21 protein-coding genes are annotated in these 18,738 nt (G+C 70.8%); 17 read left to right on the top strand and 4 right to left on the bottom strand.

Annotated features, from left to right (window positions below):
- Positions 1-37 precede the first annotated feature (37 nt).
- Positions 38-697, top strand: a complete 660-nt coding sequence (locus R3A49_10830) for a response regulator transcription factor (protein MEZ5171225.1) — start codon at positions 38-40, stop codon at positions 695-697.
- Positions 698-728: 31 nt separating this feature from the next.
- On the opposite strand, the gene R3A49_10825 is transcribed toward R3A49_10830, so the two are convergent.
- Complete coding sequence (locus R3A49_10825; protein MEZ5171224.1) at positions 729-1,667, bottom strand: LLM class flavin-dependent oxidoreductase; 939 nt, start codon at positions 1,665-1,667, stop codon at positions 729-731.
- A gap of 110 nt (positions 1,668-1,777) precedes the next feature.
- Here R3A49_10825 and R3A49_10820 point away from each other — a divergent pair, with 110 nt between their 5' ends.
- On the top strand, positions 1,778-2,863 hold the full coding sequence (locus tag R3A49_10820; protein ID MEZ5171223.1) for a DUF2332 domain-containing protein: 1,086 nt from the start codon (positions 1,778-1,780) through the stop codon (positions 2,861-2,863).
- 52 nt (positions 2,864-2,915) lie between these two features.
- Here R3A49_10820 and R3A49_10815 read toward each other — a convergent pair whose 3' ends face one another.
- Positions 2,916-3,500, bottom strand: coding sequence for a phosphoribosyltransferase family protein (locus R3A49_10815; protein ID MEZ5171222.1), 585 nt, complete (start codon positions 3,498-3,500; stop codon positions 2,916-2,918).
- Between the two features lie 138 nt (positions 3,501-3,638).
- On the opposite strand from R3A49_10815, the gene R3A49_10810 reads away from it, so the two are divergent.
- The 3 genes from R3A49_10810 to R3A49_10800 are packed head-to-tail and all read left to right on the top strand — an operon-like array spanning position 3,639 to position 6,411.
- Positions 3,639-4,058, top strand: coding sequence for a cytochrome c (locus tag R3A49_10810; protein MEZ5171221.1), 420 nt, complete (start codon positions 3,639-3,641; stop codon positions 4,056-4,058).
- 13 nt (positions 4,059-4,071) lie between these two features.
- Positions 4,072-4,479, top strand: a complete 408-nt coding sequence (locus tag R3A49_10805) for an HIT family protein (protein ID MEZ5171220.1) — start codon at positions 4,072-4,074, stop codon at positions 4,477-4,479.
- Positions 4,480-4,503: 24 nt separating this feature from the next.
- Positions 4,504-6,411, top strand: coding sequence for a cation:proton antiporter (locus R3A49_10800; GenBank protein ID MEZ5171219.1), 1,908 nt, complete (start codon positions 4,504-4,506; stop codon positions 6,409-6,411).
- Between the two features lie 52 nt (positions 6,412-6,463).
- Here the strand turns inward: R3A49_10800 and R3A49_10795 are convergent, their stop codons facing one another.
- Both R3A49_10795 and R3A49_10790 read right to left on the bottom strand, forming a co-directional pair.
- Entirely contained in the window at positions 6,464-7,342 is an 879-nt protein-coding gene (locus R3A49_10795) for a cation diffusion facilitator family transporter (protein MEZ5171218.1), read from the bottom strand.
- A gap of 20 nt (positions 7,343-7,362) precedes the next feature.
- The gene (locus tag R3A49_10790; protein MEZ5171217.1) at positions 7,363-8,457 is read right to left on the bottom strand and encodes a hypothetical protein; all 1,095 of its coding nucleotides are present in this window, start codon (positions 8,455-8,457) and stop codon (positions 7,363-7,365) included.
- A 64-nt stretch (positions 8,458-8,521) separates the two neighbouring features.
- Between R3A49_10790 and R3A49_10785 the strand changes: the two genes are divergently transcribed.
- The 12 genes from R3A49_10785 (at position 8,522) to R3A49_10730 (ending at position 18,719) form a co-directional block, all read left to right on the top strand.
- On the top strand, positions 8,522-10,381 hold the full coding sequence (locus tag R3A49_10785; protein MEZ5171216.1) for a copper resistance protein CopC: 1,860 nt from the start codon (positions 8,522-8,524) through the stop codon (positions 10,379-10,381).
- A gap of 20 nt (positions 10,382-10,401) precedes the next feature.
- Entirely contained in the window at positions 10,402-11,238 is an 837-nt protein-coding gene (locus tag R3A49_10780) for a YcnI family protein (protein ID MEZ5171215.1), read from the top strand.
- Positions 11,235-11,807, top strand: a complete 573-nt coding sequence (locus tag R3A49_10775; GenBank protein MEZ5171214.1) for a disulfide bond formation protein B — start codon at positions 11,235-11,237, stop codon at positions 11,805-11,807. Before R3A49_10780 ends, R3A49_10775 begins: the two co-directional genes overlap by 4 nt.
- Positions 11,808-11,856: 49 nt before the next feature.
- Complete coding sequence (locus R3A49_10770) at positions 11,857-12,510, top strand: redoxin domain-containing protein (protein MEZ5171213.1); 654 nt, start codon at positions 11,857-11,859, stop codon at positions 12,508-12,510.
- Between the two features lie 117 nt (positions 12,511-12,627).
- Positions 12,628-13,008, top strand: coding sequence for a hypothetical protein (locus tag R3A49_10765; GenBank protein ID MEZ5171212.1), 381 nt, complete (start codon positions 12,628-12,630; stop codon positions 13,006-13,008).
- A gap of 15 nt (positions 13,009-13,023) precedes the next feature.
- A complete protein-coding gene (locus tag R3A49_10760) occupies positions 13,024-13,896 on the top strand; it encodes a MaoC/PaaZ C-terminal domain-containing protein (GenBank protein ID MEZ5171211.1) in 873 nt (290 codons plus the stop codon).
- Between the two features lies 1 nt (position 13,897).
- Positions 13,898-14,143: a MoaD/ThiS family protein gene (locus R3A49_10755; protein ID MEZ5171210.1), complete on the top strand. Its 246-nt coding sequence runs from the start codon at positions 13,898-13,900 to the stop codon at positions 14,141-14,143.
- Between the two features lie 96 nt (positions 14,144-14,239).
- Entirely contained in the window at positions 14,240-15,004 is a 765-nt protein-coding gene (locus tag R3A49_10750; GenBank protein MEZ5171209.1) for a urate hydroxylase PuuD, read from the top strand.
- Positions 15,005-15,248: 244 nt separating this feature from the next.
- A complete protein-coding gene (locus R3A49_10745; GenBank protein MEZ5171208.1) occupies positions 15,249-16,373 on the top strand; it encodes a peptidoglycan DD-metalloendopeptidase family protein in 1,125 nt (374 codons plus the stop codon).
- Between the two features lie 154 nt (positions 16,374-16,527).
- Positions 16,528-17,640 (top strand): peptidoglycan DD-metalloendopeptidase family protein, encoded by a 1,113-nt coding sequence (locus tag R3A49_10740; protein MEZ5171207.1) that lies wholly within the window; start codon positions 16,528-16,530, stop codon positions 17,638-17,640.
- 40 nt (positions 17,641-17,680) lie between these two features.
- Entirely contained in the window at positions 17,681-18,208 is a 528-nt protein-coding gene (locus R3A49_10735) for an aerial mycelium formation protein (GenBank protein MEZ5171206.1), read from the top strand.
- Positions 18,209-18,245: 37 nt separating this feature from the next.
- Positions 18,246-18,719, top strand: coding sequence for a helix-turn-helix transcriptional regulator (locus R3A49_10730; protein MEZ5171205.1), 474 nt, complete (start codon positions 18,246-18,248; stop codon positions 18,717-18,719).
- Positions 18,720-18,738 lie beyond the last annotated feature (19 nt).

Genomic DNA, 18,738 nt, shown 5'->3' with positions numbered 1-18,738 from the left:
GTAGCGTGGTGCCCTGGCAGAGGGGGAAGGTCGTTCGATGGCCGACGGGACCGGGGAGGCGAGCACCTCGACAGCCGTTGTGATCGACGACATCCCGATGTTCCGGCTGGGCGTCATGGCGCTCCTGGAGCCACTCGGGGTCGATGTCGTCATGGACACCGGCTCGGCACGTGATCTCGTCGAGGCCGTCCAGCTCCGTGAGATCGACCTCGTCGTGATCGGCTCCGTCGGCCAGACCCCCGTCACCGACCTCGTCGGCAAGCTGCGGGACACGGAGGACCCACCGGCCGTGGTCGTACTGCTTCCGCGCTCGCACGCCGGTGAGCTCACGTGGCTCCTCAACCTCGAGGTGGGGGGCCTGCTCGTGCGCTCGGTCGAAGGTGACGAGCTCGCCCGCACCGTGGAGCGGGTCCTCGGAGGGGAGCGCGTCGTGGCGCCGGCGCTGCTCTCCACCGTCGTCGGGGAGCTCGACACGCCCGGTGAGGAGGACGAGCCCGACACCGGGCCCCTCACGGCGCGGGAGCGGGAGGTGCTCGCCCGACTCGCCAAGGGCAGTTCCAACCGGGAGATCGCGGCCGAGCTCATGGTGACGGTCGCCACGGTGAAGACCCACCTGGCCCACATCTACGAGAAGCTCGACGCCAAGAACCGCAACGACGCGCTCCGCCAGGCCGTGGCGCAGGGTCTTCTCGGATAGAACGCGGCTCGCGTGGGTGCTGCCCGGGCCCTCAGCGCAGTGGCGCCTGCGCGGCCTCGCGCACCGCCGGCGCCACGTCGGCCATGAAGAGGCGCAGCGACTCCTCGTCGCCGAAGTCGTGGAACTGGATCACGAACCCCTCCACGCCACTTGCCGCGAGCCCCGCCAGCGGGGCCGCAACCTCGTCGGGCGTACCGGTGAGCAGGCCGCCCCACTTCCCGAACCGGCGGTACGCCACGTCGTGCACCTCGTCGCGAGCGGTGGCCGACCCGGCGAGGCCGACCGGGTGCTGCACGGAGATGCGAGCGGGGCCGGCGAGGGGTCGGAGCTCGTCGAGCTTGCGGTGCGCGTAGCTCGGGAGGTTCCACCAGTCGGCGTGCTCGGCGACGAGCGGCATCGTGAGCGTCGGGCCCGCACCCCCGATGTGGATCGGGACCCGGCCCCGGACCGGACGGGGGCGCCCCATCCCACCGGTGATCCGGAAGAACTCGCCGTCGTGGTCGAAGGTCTCTCCGGCGAACATCTTCTCGAGGATGCCGAGCGTCTCGGCGAGCCGGGCGGCACGGCGAGCCGGCGTGGTCTCGCCGAATCCGTAGGTGTCGAGTTCGGCGGGTGCGGACCCCCAGCCGATGCCGAGTTCGAGGCGACCGTCGGTGACCACGTCGAGGGTCGCGGCCATCTTGGCGAGCAGCGCCGGGTGCCGGAAGGCGTCGCACAGCACCAGGTGGCCCACACGGATGCGCTCCGTCGCGGTGCCGAGCGCCGTGGCGAGCGTCCACCCCTCGAAGGCGTCGTACTCGGGCGCCATCGGCGCGGCCATGTGGTCCATGAGCCACACGGAATCGAAGCCCGCCTCCTCGGCGACGCGCGTGCGGCGCAGGATCGTGGCGTAGTCCATCCGGAGCTGCGGGAGGAAGACACCGAACCACGGCGAGGGGAGTCGTTCCACGTCCGGTCCGGTGGCGGCCATGGCACTGAGAGTAGGCGCGGACCGGATGACCGGCTTTAGGCTGGTCTTGAAGCGTCAGCAGACCGCGTCATGCGACGTCTACTGACGCATCAAACAGGGGAAGGGGGGTCGTGAGGACGGTCGACGAGACGGACAGGGCGGCGGGCGCCGTGCGGTCCCGCCTCGCGGCACTCGCCCGCGACCAGGCCCGGTCCTTCGATCTTCTCGGCTCACCGTTCTACCGCGACCTCTACGCACCCGTCGCCGACGACATCGAGGCGGGCGGGCCGTCGCTCGAGCTCCTCGCGCCCCTCGTCGACGAGCCCTTCGGGCGAACTCTCGGCATGCGACTCCTCGGCGGCGTCCACCGCCTGGTCCTCGAGGGTGAGGTCCCCGAACTGGCGGCCCACTACCCGTCGGTCGGCGGCGACGGCGACGCCGAGGCGGCCTGGCCCGTGTTCCGGGAGCTCCTCGAGACACGGCCCGAACAGCTCGCCGGCTACCTCCGCCGGGCCCCCCAGACGAACGAGGTCGGCCGCTGCGCCGCCCTCACGGCCGGCTTCCTGCGCATCGCCGCGTCGACCGGCCGCCCCCTACGACTCCTCGAGCTCGGGGCCAGCGGCGGGCTGAACCTGCGCTTCGACCGCTACTGGTACTCCGACGGTGAGCTCGGTTTCGGTGACGAGCGCTCACCCGTGCGCTTCGTCGACCTCTACGACGGCGCCATTCCCGACTTCGGCGCCGACTGCCGCGTCACCGAGCGGCGCGGCTGCGACCCGCACCCCGTCGACCCGACCACGGAGGACGGGCGGCTCACACTTCTCTCCTACGTGTGGCCCGACCAGCATCAGCGCTTCGAGCTCCTGCGCCACGCACTCGACGTGGCCGGCGACTTCCCGGTCACGGTCGACGAGGCCGGCGCTTCCGAGTGGCTCGAGCAACGCCTGGCGGAATGGCGTGACGGAACCACGACGGTCGTGTTCCACTCCGTCGTCTGGGGCTATCTCGCCGAGCGGGAACAGGCGCGGGTGTGGGAGCTGCTCGACGCCGCGGGCATGCGCGCGACGGCCGACTCGCCACTCGCATGGCTCCGCCTGGAGCCCACGGCCTACACCGAGCACGCGGAGCTGTGGTGCACGACGTGGCCCGGAAACGACGAGCGGATGCTCGCCACCAGCGGGTTCCATCTGGGTCGTGTCAACTGGTTGGTTCACTGAGCGCCGAGGATCCTCGGAACCCGTTGACGCGTCGTCGTGGCCTGACGAGAACTCAGGCGACGGGGTCGATCCCCAGATCGCGGTAGGTGGCCAACGGCACGTAGGTGACCCCCCGGTCGGCGAAGAACGCCGGGGCCACCTCGCCGCGGTCGACGAGCGTGAGCGCGGCCACGACGTCGACGCCCGTGTCGCCCACGGCGTGGAACGCCTGCTGGATCGACCCCCCGGTGGTGACGACGTCGTCGACGAGCAGCACCGCCATGCCGGGCTCCAGCACCGCACCCTCCACGGCCTGGCCCTTGCCGTGGCCCTTGGCCTTCTTGCGCACCGAGAACCAGCGGGCGCCGCTCACCACGGCGATGGCGTGCGAGAGGTGGTCGGCGCCCATGGTCAGCCCACCGGCTGCGTCGAAGTGCTCGACACCGGCGTCGGTGAGCGCCTCGAGGGCGGCTCGTGCGGCGAGGGCCAGGTCGGCGCCGGCCGCGAGGGCCCGCTTGCCGTCGATGTAGTCGCGACTCCACGCGCCCGAGGTGAGCTGGAACGGCTCGTCGCGGGTCTCGAGCCCGTCCCGGCGGATGATCGCGACGAGCTGTTGTCGCAGCTCCGACCGGTCGGAGCCCCCGGGTGTGGTCGTCACGGCTGCGAGCCTAGGCGCCGGCCTGTACCGCCCCGGTGCCGGGCTCGGATAGGTTGAGCGTCCCGACACCGTCGATGCCGTCGGCGGTGCCGGCGGTGGACCCACCCGCCGGATCCGACAACGGAGGTTCCGTCCACGATGCAGAAGGCCCCGAAGTACGCAGCCGGTCCGACCTCGGCGCACTCCCGGAGGCGGCGGGCCCGCGCGGCAATCGGGACGACTGCCGTCGCCCTCCTACTCGTGGTCGCGGGGTGCGGTGGCGACGACGGTGGCGGGGGGAGCAGCGCGCCCGAGCCCACGGGCGACCAGGCAAACGACCAGGGCCTCCTCGACGGCCGCGAGCTCTACGCCGCGAACTGCGCCACGTGCCACGCTCTCGACGGAGGCGGCGGCCAGGGCCCCAAGCTCTCCGACGGCGACGTCGCCGAGCGCTACCCCGACATCGCCGACCAGATCGACGTCATCACCAACGGCAGGGGCTCGATGCCGGCCTGGGGCGGCGAGCTCAGTGCGAGCGAGATCGAGAACGTCGCGCGCTACGAGCGCGAGGTGCTCTGAGGAGCGGCTGCCGATGCCGAGCGTCTTCACGCGGATCATCGACGGGGAGCTTCCGGGCCGGTTCGTGCACACCGACGAGCGCTGTGTGGCGTTCCTGTCGATCGCCCCGCTGCAACCGGGCCACACGCTCGTGGTTCCCCGCGAGGAGATCGACCACTGGATCGACCTTCCGGAAGACCTGGCCGCGCACCTCATGGTCGTCGCTCGCCGCATCGGCCGTGCCCAGCAGCGGGTGTTCGCTCCGGCGCGCGTGGGAATGATGATCGCCGGGATGGAGGTCCCCCACACCCACCTGCACGTCCTCCCGATCGGCGCCGAGGCCGACATGCACTTCGAGAACGCCGACACGAGCCCGAGCGACGAGATGATGGACGACGCGCACCGGCGCATCCGTGAGGCACTGGGTGCGACCGCTTCGTAGCAGCACCCCTCCAGCGCCGATCACGTGACGACCGAGGAGGTCCTCCTCAGCGTCACCGGTATCGTCGTACTCGGCGTGGCGGCCCAGTGGTCCGCCTGGCGGTTGCGCCTGCCGAGCATCCTGCTGCTGCTCCTGGGAGGGCTGCTGGTCGGGCCCGTCACCGGCCTGCTCGATCCCGACGAGTTGCTCGGCGATCTGCTGTTCCCCCTCGTGTCGCTCTCGGTCGGGCTCATCCTCTTCGAGGGTGGGCTGAGCCTCGACCTCCGCGAGCTGCGCACGACCGGTGGCGTCGTGCGCAACCTCGTGTCATTCGGCGCAATGCTCACCGGAGCCCTCGTCGGGCTCTCCGCGTACGTGATCTTCGACATCAACGAGAAGGTGGCGGCACTCCTGGGTGCCGTGCTGGTCGTCACCGGCCCGACCGTGATCGGGCCGCTGCTACGCCACGTGCGGCCCGTGCGCCGGGTGGGGTCGATCGCCCGTGCCGAGGGGATCCTCATCGACCCCATCGGGGCTCTCCTGGCGCTGCTCGTGTTCGAGGTCGTCGTCCAGGAGGAGCTGGGCGAGGCGACGGGAGCCGTCGTCACCGCCATCGTCCGCACGTTCGGGCTCGGGAGCCTCATCGGCCTCGCCGGCGCCTTCGTGCTCGCCGTGGTGCTCAAGCGGTTCCTCGTGCCCGACGAGCTCACGAACCTCGTGGTCCTCGGCGCGGTCATCGCGGTGTTCACCGGTGCCGACTTCGTGCAGGAGGAGTCGGGTCTCCTCGCCGTCACCGTGATGGGTTTGGCGCTGTCCAACCAGCGGACGGTCCCGACGCACAACCTGCTCGAGTTCAACGAGACGCTGCGGGTCCTGCTGATCTCGGGGCTGTTCATCCTCCTGGCGGCCCGCCTCGACACCGGCAGCATGGCCGACGTGGTCCTGCCGGGCCTGCTCTTCCTCGGCGTGCTCGTGGTCGTCATCCGGCCGCTCGTCGTGGCGCTGTCGACGTGGCGCTCCGAGCTCGGATGGCGCGAGCGCGTGTTCCTGGCGTGGCTGGCGCCGCGGGGGATCGTCGCGGCGGCGGTGGCGTCGATCTTCGCCATCCGCCTCGCCGAGGCCGGCGCCGTCGAAGCCGAGACCATTCTCGTGCCGGTCACCTTTCTCGTCATCATCGGCACGATCGTCATCTACGGCTCGACCGCTGGTTGGCTCGCACGCAGGCTCGACCTCTCCGACTCCGATCCGCAGGGTGTGCTCTTCATCGGTGCGCCGCGATGGGCCGTCCCCATCGCCGAGGAGCTCCTGGAACACGAGTACCGCGTCGTCATGGTCGACACCGACCGGGCCAACGTTGCGCGTGCACGCCTGGCAGGCGTGCGCACCTACTACGGCAGCGCCCTGTCGGAGCGGCTCCTGGAGGAGATCGACCTCACCGGCATCGGGCGTGTGATCGCCCTGACCTCCAACGACGAGGTCAACACGCTCGCCGCCGAGCACTTCGCGCGTCTGCTCGGTCGCCGGGAGACCTTCCAGCTCGAACCCGCAGATTCGAGCGTCGACAGCCGGTGGGGTCCGTCGTCACACCTGCTCGCCCGCCGACCCTTCGGCTCGCACACGCACGCCGCCTTCGAGAAGTGGCACGCCGAGGGCGCGGCGATCCGCGCCACGAGGTTGACCGAGGAGTTCGACCTGAAGGCCCTGCGCGCCCGCTACGAGTGGGGCGCCGTGCCGTTGTTCCTCATCCACGAGGAGGGAAACCTCGACGTGTTCACCGAAGGCGGTGGCCTGCGGGCCGAACCGGGCGACACCGTCGTGAGCCTCGTGCACCCCGACGCCCGGGGCGAGGCCGAACGCCGCGAACGGGCCAGGGAGAAGCGCGAGAAGAAGGCCGAAAAGGTCGGGCGTGCCACGGAGAAGGCGGCCCGGAACGGTTCCGAGCGCAGTCAGTGAGCCAGTGCGTCGATGAGGTCCGCACAGCGGACCTCATCGACGCACTGGGGTTTCACCAGCCGTGCTCGTCGCAGCCCTCGTGGTCGTCGGGCTCCACCTGGAGCGTGGCGTGGTCGATGCCGTACTCGTCGGCCAGCAGCGACCGGGCCTGGTCGAGAACGCCGTGCGTGTCGGCCGAGCCGCCCACCATCACATGGGCCGTGGCCACCTCCATGTCGGACGTCAGCGTCCACACGTGGAGGTCGTGCACGTCGACGACGCCCTCGATGGCCTCCAGGCGGCCCGCCATGGCCTCGAGGTCCATCGACGGGGGTGCGGCCTGCACGAGGATCCGCAGCGCCTGGGCGCCGAGGCGCAGCGTGCGCGGCACGATGAAGAGGCCGATGGCGAGACCGACGATGGGGTCGACGTACGGCCAGTCCGTCGTGATCAGCACGATGCCCGCCACGACGGCGCCGACGGATCCCAGCGTGTCGGCGATGACCTCGAGGTAGGCGCCGCGCACGTTGAGGCTCTCCTCGGAGCCACCGCGCAGGAGCCGCAACGACACGACATTGGCGGCGAGGCCGATCGTGGCGACGATGAGCACCGGGACGCCATCGACGTCCTCGGGGCTGCCGAACCGCCGGACCGCCTCCACGAGCACATAGACGGCGACGCCCAGCAGGAGCACGGCGTTGGCGAGTGCGGCGAGGATCTCGAGGCGGTACCAGCCGAACGTGCGGTGACGCGCGTTGCTCGGGCGCATTGCCAGCTGCGCGGCGGCGAGGGCCATCCCAATGCCCACGGCGTCGGTCAGCATGTGTGCGGCGTCCGACAGCAGCGCCAGCGATCCCGTGATGATCCCGACGACGGCCTCGGCGACGAGGACCGTGAGCGTGAGGAGGAACGCCAGAAGTAGCGGTCGCCGGTGCCGGCCGGAGGCGCTCACCGGGCCGTGCGAGTGCCCGATCACGTCGTGCGTCCCCGCAGCCGCGCCGCACGGCGGGTTGAGCGGTCGCCCGGTCGGCGCAGCCGCATCGCCGCCACCGTGGCGACCCCGGCGCCGGCTCCGACCGACGTCGCCACCCCCAGACGGGCGACGGGCCCGGCCAGCACCGTCGGGAGCTGCGACGACGTGAGAGTCGAGAGGTCGGCGAGCCCTCCGGCGACGCACAAGACGAGAGCCGCCACGAGCACCGCCGGTGTGGCGTCGTAGGGGTCGGACCGGTGGAGGAGCCGGATCAGCGCGTACACACCGAGCGCGAGGCCGAGGGCCGAGTACACGTTGGCACCGAGCTTGTCGAGGAGCGCGCCGCTCGTGCCGATCCACAGACCCACGATGTGTGCCGTCTCGACGATGACGAGAGCGACGAGGCCCACGGCGAGCACGCGCGGCCAGAACCGGGTGCGGCCGAGCGCGACGGCCACGACGAGGAGCGTGAGGCTCAACAGGAGCCAGGGCCACACGGCCGGGCCCGGCACCCAGGTGACGTCGCCGGTCACGAGCACGAGGTCCCCGTCCACGAGGAGCGGGATCTCCCAGTTCTCGACCACGACACGTCGGGTTCCGGGGTCGTCGCGCACGGCCTTCGGGTCACTGGCGCCCATCCAGTGCGCCCGGTGGTCGTGCCAGGTCGCCGTGTGCCCCGTCGATATGCGCTGCCAGTCGGGTTCCGCGTCGGAGTCGTACTCGGGCGGCGCGCCCTCGGTGGCGTCGCGGCTCCGGTTGAGGTACACGGCAGGGGAGTTACGGTTCTCGGACACGCCGTCGCCCGTGAACCACAGGTACGGCTCGCCGTCGTAGCCCAGGACCACGACCTCGACCCCGGGGTCGGCGCGCAGCTCGATCGAGTCACCCACGTCGCGCAGCGTCACCTCGACGGTGCCAGTGGGCGGCTCCAGTCCGTGAATGGTCGTCTCGTAGTTGGAGGGCTCCACCCCACCGACACCGTGGGCGCCGACCGGTTGCGCACCGAGCACGAGCGTCGCAACGATCACCGTCGCGACGATCACCACCGCTCCGGGAAGCGGGATCACCCGTCGTGAGGAGCCTTTCGTTGCCATCACGTCAATGTTCGCGCCCCCTGGAGGTCGTTCCGCCATCGCTACCCTGGCAGCAGGAGCCCCCGTGCAGCACACCGCCTCGCGTCGTCCCGGCGCCCTCACCGACGCCGCCGTGCCGGCACGAGCGCGAACCCGCCGACGTGTGGCGTCGACCGCGCTCGTGGGGCTGGTCACACTCGTGGGCGGTGCGTTCGTCACGGCATCGCCCGCGGGTGCCCATGCCGTGCTCGTCAGCAGCGATCCGGCACCGGGGGTGCGCATCGAGGACTCGCCCTCGGAGATCGTGCTCCGGTTCACCGAGCCCGTCACGGCCGACCTCGGGGGCGTCCGGCTCTTCGACGATCAGGGCGACCGGGTCGAGCTCGGATCCACCGGGCAGCTCGACGGTGACCCCAGCACTGTCACGGCCGAGGTTCCCGCCACTCTCGACGACGGCGGTTACGTCGCCACCTGGCGGGTCGTCTCGGGGGACTCGCACCCCGTACGGGGCGCGTTCACCTTCCGGGTCGGTGAGACCGACTCAACGAGTGCCCAGCTCGACGACCTCAGCTCGACGCTCCTCACGGCCGAGGGCGGGAGCACGAGCGTCGGCGTTCTCTTCGCCGTGGATCGGGCCGCAGTGTTCCTCGGCACGACCGTGCTCGTCGGCGCACTCGGCTTCATCGTCCTCCTGTGGCCCGCGGGTCGCAGGAGCCGACGCGCCCGCCGCCTCGTGTGGTCGGTGTGGGGCCTCGCCTTCGTCGCCTCGGTGTTCTCGATCGGCCTCCAGGGAGCGTTCGCCGAGGGCCTGCCCCTGGGCGACGTCGTGTCCCCGTCGGTGACCGGCGACGTTCTCGGAACGCGCTTCGGTGAGATGGCCGCGCTTCGCACCGGTCTCGTGCTGCTGGCCGCGTCCCTCGTGCTGGCGCTCTTCCGGCCCGTTCCCCCCGGTGGGTCGGCCGGGCGTCGTTCCACACCGGCTGTCGGCATCGTCACGGTGCTGCTCGGCCTGGGGGCGCTGCTCACGATCTCGCTGGCCGGGCACGCCACGACGGGCATCCTCCCCGGGTGGGCGGTGGTAGCCGACGTCGCCCACCTGCTCGGAGTCGCGGCGTGGATCGGCGGCCTCGCCGTCGTTCTCGTCGCGGTGCTCCCCGGCCCCGAGACACCCGACGCGTCGTCGATGGGCCCACCGGTCACGTCGTTCTCGTCGATGGCGCCGTGGGCCATCGCCCTCGTGGTCACCAGCGGCGTCTTCCAGGCGTGGCGCCAGGTCGGCTCGTTCGGCGCCCTCACGGGAACCGACTACGGGACCGTGCTCATCGTCAAGCTCGTCGTGTTCGCTGTGCTGCTCCTCGTGGCGTGGATGAGCCGTACGGCGCTGCGCGACAGGATCGCCCTGTCGGCCGACACCGACCCGCACGACGAGGCCGGTGATCCCATGACCCGCGACGAGCTGGAGGTCGCCGACCGCTACCTCGCAGGGCGCCTCCGCCGCCTCGTCGCAGTCGAGGTTGCCCTCGCCGTGGTGATCTTCGGCGTGACAGCGGTCCTGGTGAACGCCCAGCCGGCGCGCTCCGAGGACACGGAGCCCTTCGCCGAGCTCGTCGACATCGAGGTCGTCATGTTCGACGTCCTCGTGACACCGGCCGTGGCTGGCCTCAACGACATCCACGCGACGACACTGACCCACGCCGGAGCCCAGCAGGACGTTCTGGAGATGCGTATGGAGCTCAGCCTTCCGTCCGACGACATCGGCCCGATCGTGGCGAGCTCGTCACCGGGCGAGACCGGCGCCGAGATCCAGCTCCGCCGCCTGGCGCCGGGGCACTACGCGGCGTTCGGTGTCGACCTGCCGATCTCGGGCGACTGGGAGCTCGCCGTGTCGGTGCTCCTCGACCGTGACGACGAGGTGACCGGAACGACCTCGGTGCCGATCCGGTGACGGCCGCCCGACGAGCTCTCGTGGGTGCCACCGTGGCCCTCCTCGCGGTCGCGGCCGCGTCGCTGCCGGCTGCCGCGCACGTCGACGTCGCTCCCGCCGAGGGCACCACCGTCGAGGTCGGCGGGAACGCCACGCTCACGGTTCGCGTCCCGAACGAGCGTGACATCGGAACCGTCGAGGTGGAGCTCATCTTCCCCGAGGCGTTCGGATCCGTCACCGTGGAGGCCACACCCGGCTGGACGGTGACGGCCGAACACGACGCCGAGCCCGCATCCCTCGACGGTGCCGTTCCCCTCGTTCTCGTGCACGACGGCGAGGACCACGGCGAGCCCGCCCCGACCGGGGCCCCCACCCAGCCGCCGGTCACACCGGAGTCCTTCGGGAACGTGTCGGCGCTCGTGTGGACGGGTGGTCCGACGGGCCCCGACGAGACGCTCGAGTTCGTGGTCACGCTCGGCCCCGTCACCGACACGCCGACGCTCGTGTTCAAGGCGCTCCAGACCTACGAGGACGGAGAGGTGGTTCGCTGGATCCAGGAGCCCGCTGCCGCCGGGCCCGAGCCCGAGTTCCCCGCGCCGGTGCTTCCGGTCGAGGGCGCCACCCCCGTCGCCGACCCCAGCGCCGACGGTACCGGCTCCGAGAGCTGGAACGACGCGGCCCCCTCCGGCTCCTCGGGCAGCGACGACTCCGACGCGTGGAAGACCGTTCTCGTCGTGGTGGCGGTGGTCCTGATCGTCGGAGGGATCACCGCCCGCGTCGTGGTGCAGCGACGGATGCACCGGTCACTGCGTGCGGGCTCCGACGACGCAGGCCCTGACGGCCGCGACAGCGGCGCTGACGGTGGTGCGACCCCGTGACGAACGCGGAGCAGGCCGCGACGAACGCCTTCGTGGCGCTCACGTTCCTTGCCAACGCCGTGACCCTCGCGCTCCTGTTCGTCGGTGCCGTGGCACTCGTTGCTGCACCGACGCGCCCGCGCCTGCGCGGGCTCGTGGAGGCGGTGGGCCCGGCGGCGTTGCCGTTGGCCTTCGCCGTGGTGTGCGTCGCGACGTTCGGGAGTCTCTACTACTCACTCGTCGTCGGTTTCACGCCGTGCGAGCTCTGCTGGTACCAGCGGATCCTCATGTACCCGCTCGTCGTGATCCTGGGCGTGAGCTGGTGGCGCCGCGACACGGGCGTGTGGTTCCTCGCCGCGCCGTTCGTCGCGCTGGGAGCCGGCGTGGCCACCTTTCACCTCCTCCTCGAGAACTACCCGAGCCTGGCCGACAGCGTTGAATGCTCGCTCGACGCCCCCTGTTCCGTACCGTGGTTCACCGAGGCGGGCTTCGTGACGCTGGCCTACATGTCGCTGTCGGCCTTTGCCGCGGTCGCAGCGTTGCTCGCGCTCGATACGGTCTGGACAGGAACGGAGGAGTCACGTGAGTAACAAGCGCTCGGCAAGGGGCGTCCCGGTCCGGAACCGACGGCAGCCCGGGGTGGGCGTTTCGCCGTGGTTGTGGGTCGGTGTTGCCGTCGTCGTGGTGGCAGCGGTGGTGCTGGCCATCCTCCTCACGTCGAGTGACAACGACGCGGAGAAGGAAGCCGGTGAGATCGGTGTGGAGGTCACGACCGAGGGAACGGCGCTCCCCGTGTTCCAGGGGAGTGCTGCCGACGCGGCCGTCGGACAGCCCGCACCCGTCGTGACGGGGGTGTCGCCCGAGGGTGATCCCGTCACCATCGGCGGCGCCGGCCCGCAGATCCTCGTGTTCCTCGCTCACTATTGCCCGCACTGCCAGGTGGAGGTACCCGAGATCGTTGCTGCCTCGGGATCACCCGACTGGCCCGACAACGTGGAGGTCACCGGCATCACGACCGCCACCGACGACAACCGGCCGAACTACCCGCCCTCGGCGTGGCTCGATCGGGAGGACTGGCCCTGGCCGGTGATGGCCGACGACGCCGACAGCGGCGCCGCCGGCGTCTACGGCATCAGCGCCTTTCCCTACATGGTGTTCATCGACGCCGACGGCAACGTGGCGCTTCGCACCTCGGGAGAGCTGGGAGCCGAGAACTTCCTGGAGCTCGCCGACGCACTCGGGAAGGGCGAGCCACTCGCCACGCCCGGAACCGGGGGCTCGTCGGGCGCCTGACGGGGAGACCGCGCTCTTCTATCCTCGCGGGTACGGCGGGCAGTCGCGAACAGAGTCCGAGTGAAGAGCACCGCCAACACCCCGATGGAGTGAGCCCGAGCCCGTGAGAGCCTACGCATGAGCACCGACAACGAGAGCACCACCCCCACCGAGCGACTGGCCGCCGAGAAGGAGCGGGTCGAGAAGCTGATCCACGAGGTCCGCGCCGAGGTGGGAACCGAGAGCGAGGGGGAGGAGCTTTCCGAGCTCTCCGACTACGCGCAGCACCCTGCCGACACGGGCACCGAGACGTTCGAGCGCGAGAAGGACTTCTCCATCCTGGAGTCGCTCGAGAGCGAGCTGGCCGAGATCGAGGCAGCGCTCGAGCGGATCGACAACGGCACCTACGGCATCGACGAGGTCACGGGCGAGCCCATCGATCCGGCTCGCCTGGAGGTGGCCCCGGCGGCGCGTACCAACGTCGACTCCGAGCCGGCGCAACGACCGTCGGCGCGCTGAGGCCGGAGGCTCCACGTGACCGACGCCGAGCTCCCGATCGACCGCTCGATCGTCGGGCGCCCGTTCGACCCCTTCACCTTCACGGTCACGGCCGAGCGCATCGCGCAGTACGCGGCGGCCACCAACGACCCCTTCCCCGACCACCGGGAGGGAACAGCCGCTCCGGCGGTGTTCGCCGTCCTGCCCGTGTGGGACGCCAACGCCGACGCCCTGAGCCGGGTCATCCCGGCCGAGCTCCTGCTCCAGGTCCTCCACGGCGAGCAGGACATCCACCTGCACCGCCAGATCCGGGCAGGCGACGAGCTCACGTCGGTCGCCACCCTCGTCGGCGTGCACACGAAGACGTCGGGCACCACTCCCGTCGTGAAGATCGACACGACCGACGCCGACGGGGCGCTCGTCGCCGAGCAGTACTTCGTCACCTTCCTCCGCGGCGTGAGCGAGGGCGACAGCGTGGGGGAGCCGGCGCCGCCGCATGTGCTCCCCGACGATGTGAAGACGACCGATCCCGTGGAGGAGATCACCCAGGACATCGATCCCGACCAGTCACTCCGCTACGCGCCCGCATCGGGCGACATGAACCCGATCCACACCGACGACGATGTCGCGCGCTCGGTCGGGCTCCCGGGCATGATCAACCACGGCCTCTGCACGATGGCGTTCACGAGCTGGGCCGCCGTCGGCGAGCTGGCCGGGAGCGACCCGTCGCGGCTGCGTCGACTGGCCGTCCGCTTCTCGAAGCCCGTGATCCCCGGCGAGTCGATCACCACACGTTTCTGGGCGCTCAGCGACGAGTCGCGTCCGGGTGTGTCGGTCTTCGGCTTCGAGACGACGGACCCCGCCGGCGACGTCGTCGTCAAGGACGGACGCGTCGAGCTGGCCGGCTGACGTGAGTGCTCGGTTCCTCCTGTTCGCGGCCGCCCGCGACGCCGCCGGGACCGGTGCTGACGACTTCGAGGCGGCAACTGTCGGAGATCTGCTCGACGAGGCCCGGCAGCGCTACGGGCCTGAGTTCTCAGCCGTTCTCGACACGTCGCGGGTGTGGGTCAACGGCGACGAGCCCGTGGCCGGCGACGCCACGGCGTTGTCCGACGGCGACGAGGTGGCCGTCCTCCCGCCCGTGAGCGGCGGCTGAGTCGAGAGCACCCGCGAGGACGCGACGACGGCGGGGATGATGGCGCCGCCGGGTCGCGCTCGCTACCCTGCGGGCAGCGCCGATCTGGGAGGAACCGTGGAATTCTTCACCGACTTCTTCGAGCCCGGTCACATGGCGGAGCTTCTCTCGCGCTGGGGGCACTACCTCGCCGGTGTCACCTGGATCGGGCTGCTCTACTACTTCAACTTCGTGCAGACACCCGCCTTCGCCGAGATGACGGCCGAGAGCCGCTCCGAGGCGCTGCGCAAGATCGCCTTCCGCGCCCTGTGGTGGTTCCGCTTCGGTGCACTGCTGACCCTGCTCACCGGCCTCATGATCCTCGGCTTCCAGAAGAACCTGGGTAGCAACTTCAGCGACTACTTCCAGACCGCCCAGGGCACGAGCATCGCCTTCGGCGCACTGCTGGGCATCACGATGTTCACGAACGTGTGGGCCATCATCTGGCCCGCCCAGAAGATCGTGATCGGTTCGGCCGAGACGGTTGCTGCAGGCGGCGAGGCCGACCCGCGGGCGGCGACGGTGGCCAAGCCTGCGGCGAGGGCCTCCCGGGCCAACACCCTCATGTCGATCCCGATGCTGTTCTTCATGGCCTTCACCAGCCACGGGTCGTTCACGCTGTTCGGGACCCCCGAGATCGGCGGCGGGAGCCTCCTCAGCGCCTGGGTCGTCTTCGTCGTCGTGCTGGCGGTGATCGAGGGCTCGGCCCTCGGCTGGTACGGCGGCTACGACGGGGCGCTGCCCACGAGGCTCTTCGACGACCACCGCCAGACGATCATCTGGGGCTTCGTGGCGTGGGCGGTCCTCTACTTCCTCGCCTTCGAGGTCATGATCGGCTCGTAGGCCTTGTGGCGGTTGGCCTGACCGGCGATGTGACATCCGACCACTGCGGTGGCACGCCGGGGTGGCGCCCGCCGTCGTGGGCGAGGGGAACGGCCGCGAACCGCATGTCAGTGCGGCTCTTCGGCGTTCGATCCGGCCGTCGCCTCCACCGTCTTGTGCGCTTGTGAAATATCGCAGTAGTTGCATCGCCGAAAAGCTCGTTGTTACGTTTTTCCGAACTCGCCGGCCCCTCTCTGGAGCTTTCGTGTTCCCCTCCCGTCTCACGACGATTCTTCTCGTGATTGCCGTCGCGCTCGGCATGTCGATCCCCGTGAGTGCCGCAGCGCGCCCCGGCGTATCGGTCGACGACGCACGCGCCGACGCCGAGGCGGTCCGTGCCGAGCTGAACGAAGGTGCCGCCCGGGTCGACGAGGCCCGCGCCGCCTACTACGAGATCGAGAACGAGATCACGACCCTCGAGGCCGACATCGAGTCCACCGAGGCCCACGCCGAGGAGCTGCGCGGCGTGGCACGCGACCGGGCCGTCGACGTGTACACGGGCGGCAACGTCGACCTGGCCGACAGCCTCGAGTTCGACGACGTGATGGACGCTGCGCGCAAGACCCAGATCAACGAGCAGCTGAAGTCCGACGACGACGACAAGATCGAAGAGCTCGGTGCCGTCGAGGACGATCTCGACCGGCGGCGTGAGGAGCTCGACCGGAAGAAGAGCGAGCAGGCCGACGCCCTGGAGAAGATGGAGGCCGAGATCGCCGAGCTCGAGCGCAAGGCCGCCGAGGCCGAGGCGGTCCTCGCCGAAGCCGAGGAGCAGGCGCGCCTCGAGGCCCAGCGCCGTGCCGCCGAGGAGGCTGCCCGTGCCGAGGCGGCGGCGCGTGCCAGCCGGGAGCAGGCTGCCGCAGCCGCCGCTCAGCAGAGCGCCGCGTCGGCCCCGGCGCCCGCCCCGAGCGGCCCGAGCGGCAACCTCGGAGGCTCGCCCGGCGGCCCGGGCAACATCCTCTGCCCGTTCCCCGGCCACGCCGGCTTCTCAGATTCGTTCGGCGACCCCCGCTCCGGTGGTCGCAGCCACCAGGGCGTTGACATCGGCGGGCCCCACGGGGCACCGCTCGTGGCTGTCGTGTCGGGGACCGTGTCCTTCGGAGGGATGGGAGCGGGTGGTAACGGCGCCACACTCACGGGCAGCGACGGCAACATCTACGTCTACATGCACCTGTCGGGCTACGCCAAGGGCGGCTCCGTGTCGGCGGGTGACGTCATCGGCTACAACGGCGCCACCGGGAACGCCAACGGGTTCGCCCACCTGCACTTCGAGGTGCACCCCGGCGGTGGCGGAGCCGTGAACCCGTACCCGTGGGTCGCACCGGTCTGCTGACCACTGACGGCTGAACCCGATCCGTTGGCCCCGTAGGGCCGGCGGGCCGGTCGTTGCAGCGCCCGATCGTCGGCGTTACCGTCGAACGGATCCGGCGCTGTCCCATCGAGGAGCGCGCGTGTACCGATCCAGCCGACACCTCCAGGGGTCTCCGGTGCGGCCCCGTCTCGTCGCGGTGCTCGCCGCGGCGCTCCTCGCCCTCACGCTCGCCGTGCCGGCCTCGGCCCAGAACGTCGCGCGTCCCACCTCGGCTCTCGACGACGCCCGGGCGGCCTACAACGATGCCCGCGCCGAGGCCGACGAGGCGGCCGCCCGCCACGAGGAGGCGGTGTCGGCCTACTACGCGCTCGAGAACGAAATCGACTCCCTCGAATCCGAGATCGAGACGGCGGAGGCCGGCGCAGAGCTCCTGCGCTCCGAGGCCCGCGAGATCGCACGCAACGCCTACACGGGAGAGAACGGAGATCTCATCGAGACCCTCGAGTTCGACGACGTCCTCGACGCGGCGCGCCGGACACAGTTCTCCGACGGCCTGAAGGCCGACGACGACGACAAGCTCGAGGAGCTGGCGAGGGTCGAGGAAGACCTGAGTGCCCGACGCGAAAGTCTCGACACCGCCCGGGCCGAGCAGTCCGATGTCGTCGCCCGACTCGACGAGGAGGCTGCGGGCCTCGAGGAGAAGCTCGCCGAGTCGCAGGCGCTCCTCGCCCAGCTCGAGGAGCAGCAGCGCATCGAGGAGGAGCGCCGCGCCGCGGCGGCCGCCGCCGCCGAGCAGGCAGCTGCCGAGCAGGAGGCTGCCGAGAACGCCGCGCCTCCCTCCACGTCTGCCCCACAGCCGGCGCCGGCCCCGTCCCCCGGCGGGTCGGGCGGAACGCCCGGTGGGGCGTTCAACCTCGTGTGCCCGGTGCCGGGATCGAGCTTCACCGACAGCTGGGGTGCTCCCCGCTCGACCGGCGGTCACCAGGCCGTCGACATGCTCGCCCCGATCGGGACCCCCAACTACGCCGTCGTGTCGGGAACGGCGTCACCGCGCAACATGGGCATCGGGGGCTACGGAGTGGCGCTGTCGGGTGACGACGGCAACCTCTACTACTACATCCACCTGAGCCCGGGAACGGGCGTGTCGGGTCACGTGAGTCAGGGTCAGTTCATCGGCAGCGGCGGCGACAGCGGCAACGCCGCGGGCACGCCACACACACACTTCGAGATCCATCCCGGCCACGGACCGGCGATCAACCCCTACCCGCACGTACGCCCGATCTGCTGAGGCGGTTCGGCCGTCGGGTCCAGCAGGTAGCCTCGTATTCGTGGCCGACACACCGGACCGGAAGCACGAACGCCGCCTCGACCGCGTCCTGGGCCCCGACTACCTCGCCCGGATCGCGCAGCGCGACCTCGACGAATTGCGCGAGATGCGCTCCGAGTGCGTGGAGGTCGAGACCGAGGTCTCGTACGTCCGGCGACTGGCCCAGGCCCGCATCGAGATCCTCGACGCCGAACTGGAACGCCGGGGCACAGGGGGCTCCGTCGAGGACCTGATCGCCGCGTTGCCCCGCATCCTGGCCGACGAGGGCCCCCGGTCGGGTCCCGCCCAGGCCCGCCTCCCACAACCCCTCGCACCCGACATGAGCATCCGCTGGAACCGGGGGCTCGAGAACCTGGTGTCGGACGCCACCCTCGCCAACCTCCCGACCCTGTCGGAGGACGATCTTCGCTCCACACTGTCCGACCTGCGGGGATTCGAAGGTGAGATCTCCGACACGCGCGCCAAGCTGCACGAGGTGATCGACACCCTCGAACTGGAGCTCGCGGCGCGCCACACGACCCCCACCTGAGGACCACGCCCCACTCCGGCGCAGGTATCGTCGGTACATGGCCGGCGATGCGCTCGAGAGTCGACTCACGGATCTCGGAGCCTTCATCCGCGACCAGCGGCGTTCCGCCCGCCTCTCGTTGCGCAAGCTCTCCGAGCGGGCGGGCATCTCCAACCCCTACCTGTCACAGATCGAACGCGGGTTGCGCAAGCCCAGCGCGGAGATCCTCCAGTCGATCGCGCGCGGGCTGAGCATCTCGGCCGAGACGCTCTACGTCCGTGCGGGAATCCTCGACGCCCGCGAGCCCGTCGGCGACCTCGAGCCGGCGATCCTCGCCGACCCCTCGATCAACGACCGCCAGAAGCAGGCGCTCGTCGAGATCTACCGGTCGTTCCAGGCCGAGCACGTCCCCGAACCGGCTTCCGACGAGAGCGAGGCGGCCGTCGGAGCGTCGGGCGACGAGCCCGACAATGCGGCGGTCGATGACAGCACGGGTGGCGCTCCGACGCAGCCCGGCGTCGACGCCGGCTGATTCGTCGACCACGGGGACA

Source organism: Acidimicrobiia bacterium (assembly GCA_041394025.1).
GTDB lineage: Bacteria > Actinomycetota > Acidimicrobiia > IMCC26256 > JAOSJL01 > JAOSJL01.
Note: the sequence above shows the minus strand (reverse complement) of the source record. Positions and strands in the feature narration are given on the sequence as shown.

Bases quoted from the DNA above. Each gene is read 5' to 3' on its own strand.
- R3A49_10790 (MEZ5171217.1), bottom strand. From the start codon at position 8,457: ATGGCAACGAAAGGCTCCTCACGACGGGTGATCCCGCTTCCCGGAGCG.
- R3A49_10805 (MEZ5171220.1), top strand. From the start codon at position 4,072: ATGCCGAGCGTCTTCACGCGGATCATCGACGGGGAGCTTCCGGGCCGG.
- R3A49_10765 (MEZ5171212.1), top strand. From the start codon at position 12,628: ATGAGCACCGACAACGAGAGCACCACCCCCACCGAGCGACTGGCCGCC.
- R3A49_10730 (MEZ5171205.1), top strand. From the start codon at position 18,246: ATGGCCGGCGATGCGCTCGAGAGTCGACTCACGGATCTCGGAGCCTTC.
- R3A49_10825 (MEZ5171224.1), bottom strand. From the start codon at position 1,667: ATGGCCGCCACCGGACCGGACGTGGAACGACTCCCCTCGCCGTGGTTC.
- R3A49_10830 (MEZ5171225.1), top strand. From the start codon at position 38: ATGGCCGACGGGACCGGGGAGGCGAGCACCTCGACAGCCGTTGTGATC.
- R3A49_10810 (MEZ5171221.1), top strand. From the start codon at position 3,639: ATGCAGAAGGCCCCGAAGTACGCAGCCGGTCCGACCTCGGCGCACTCC.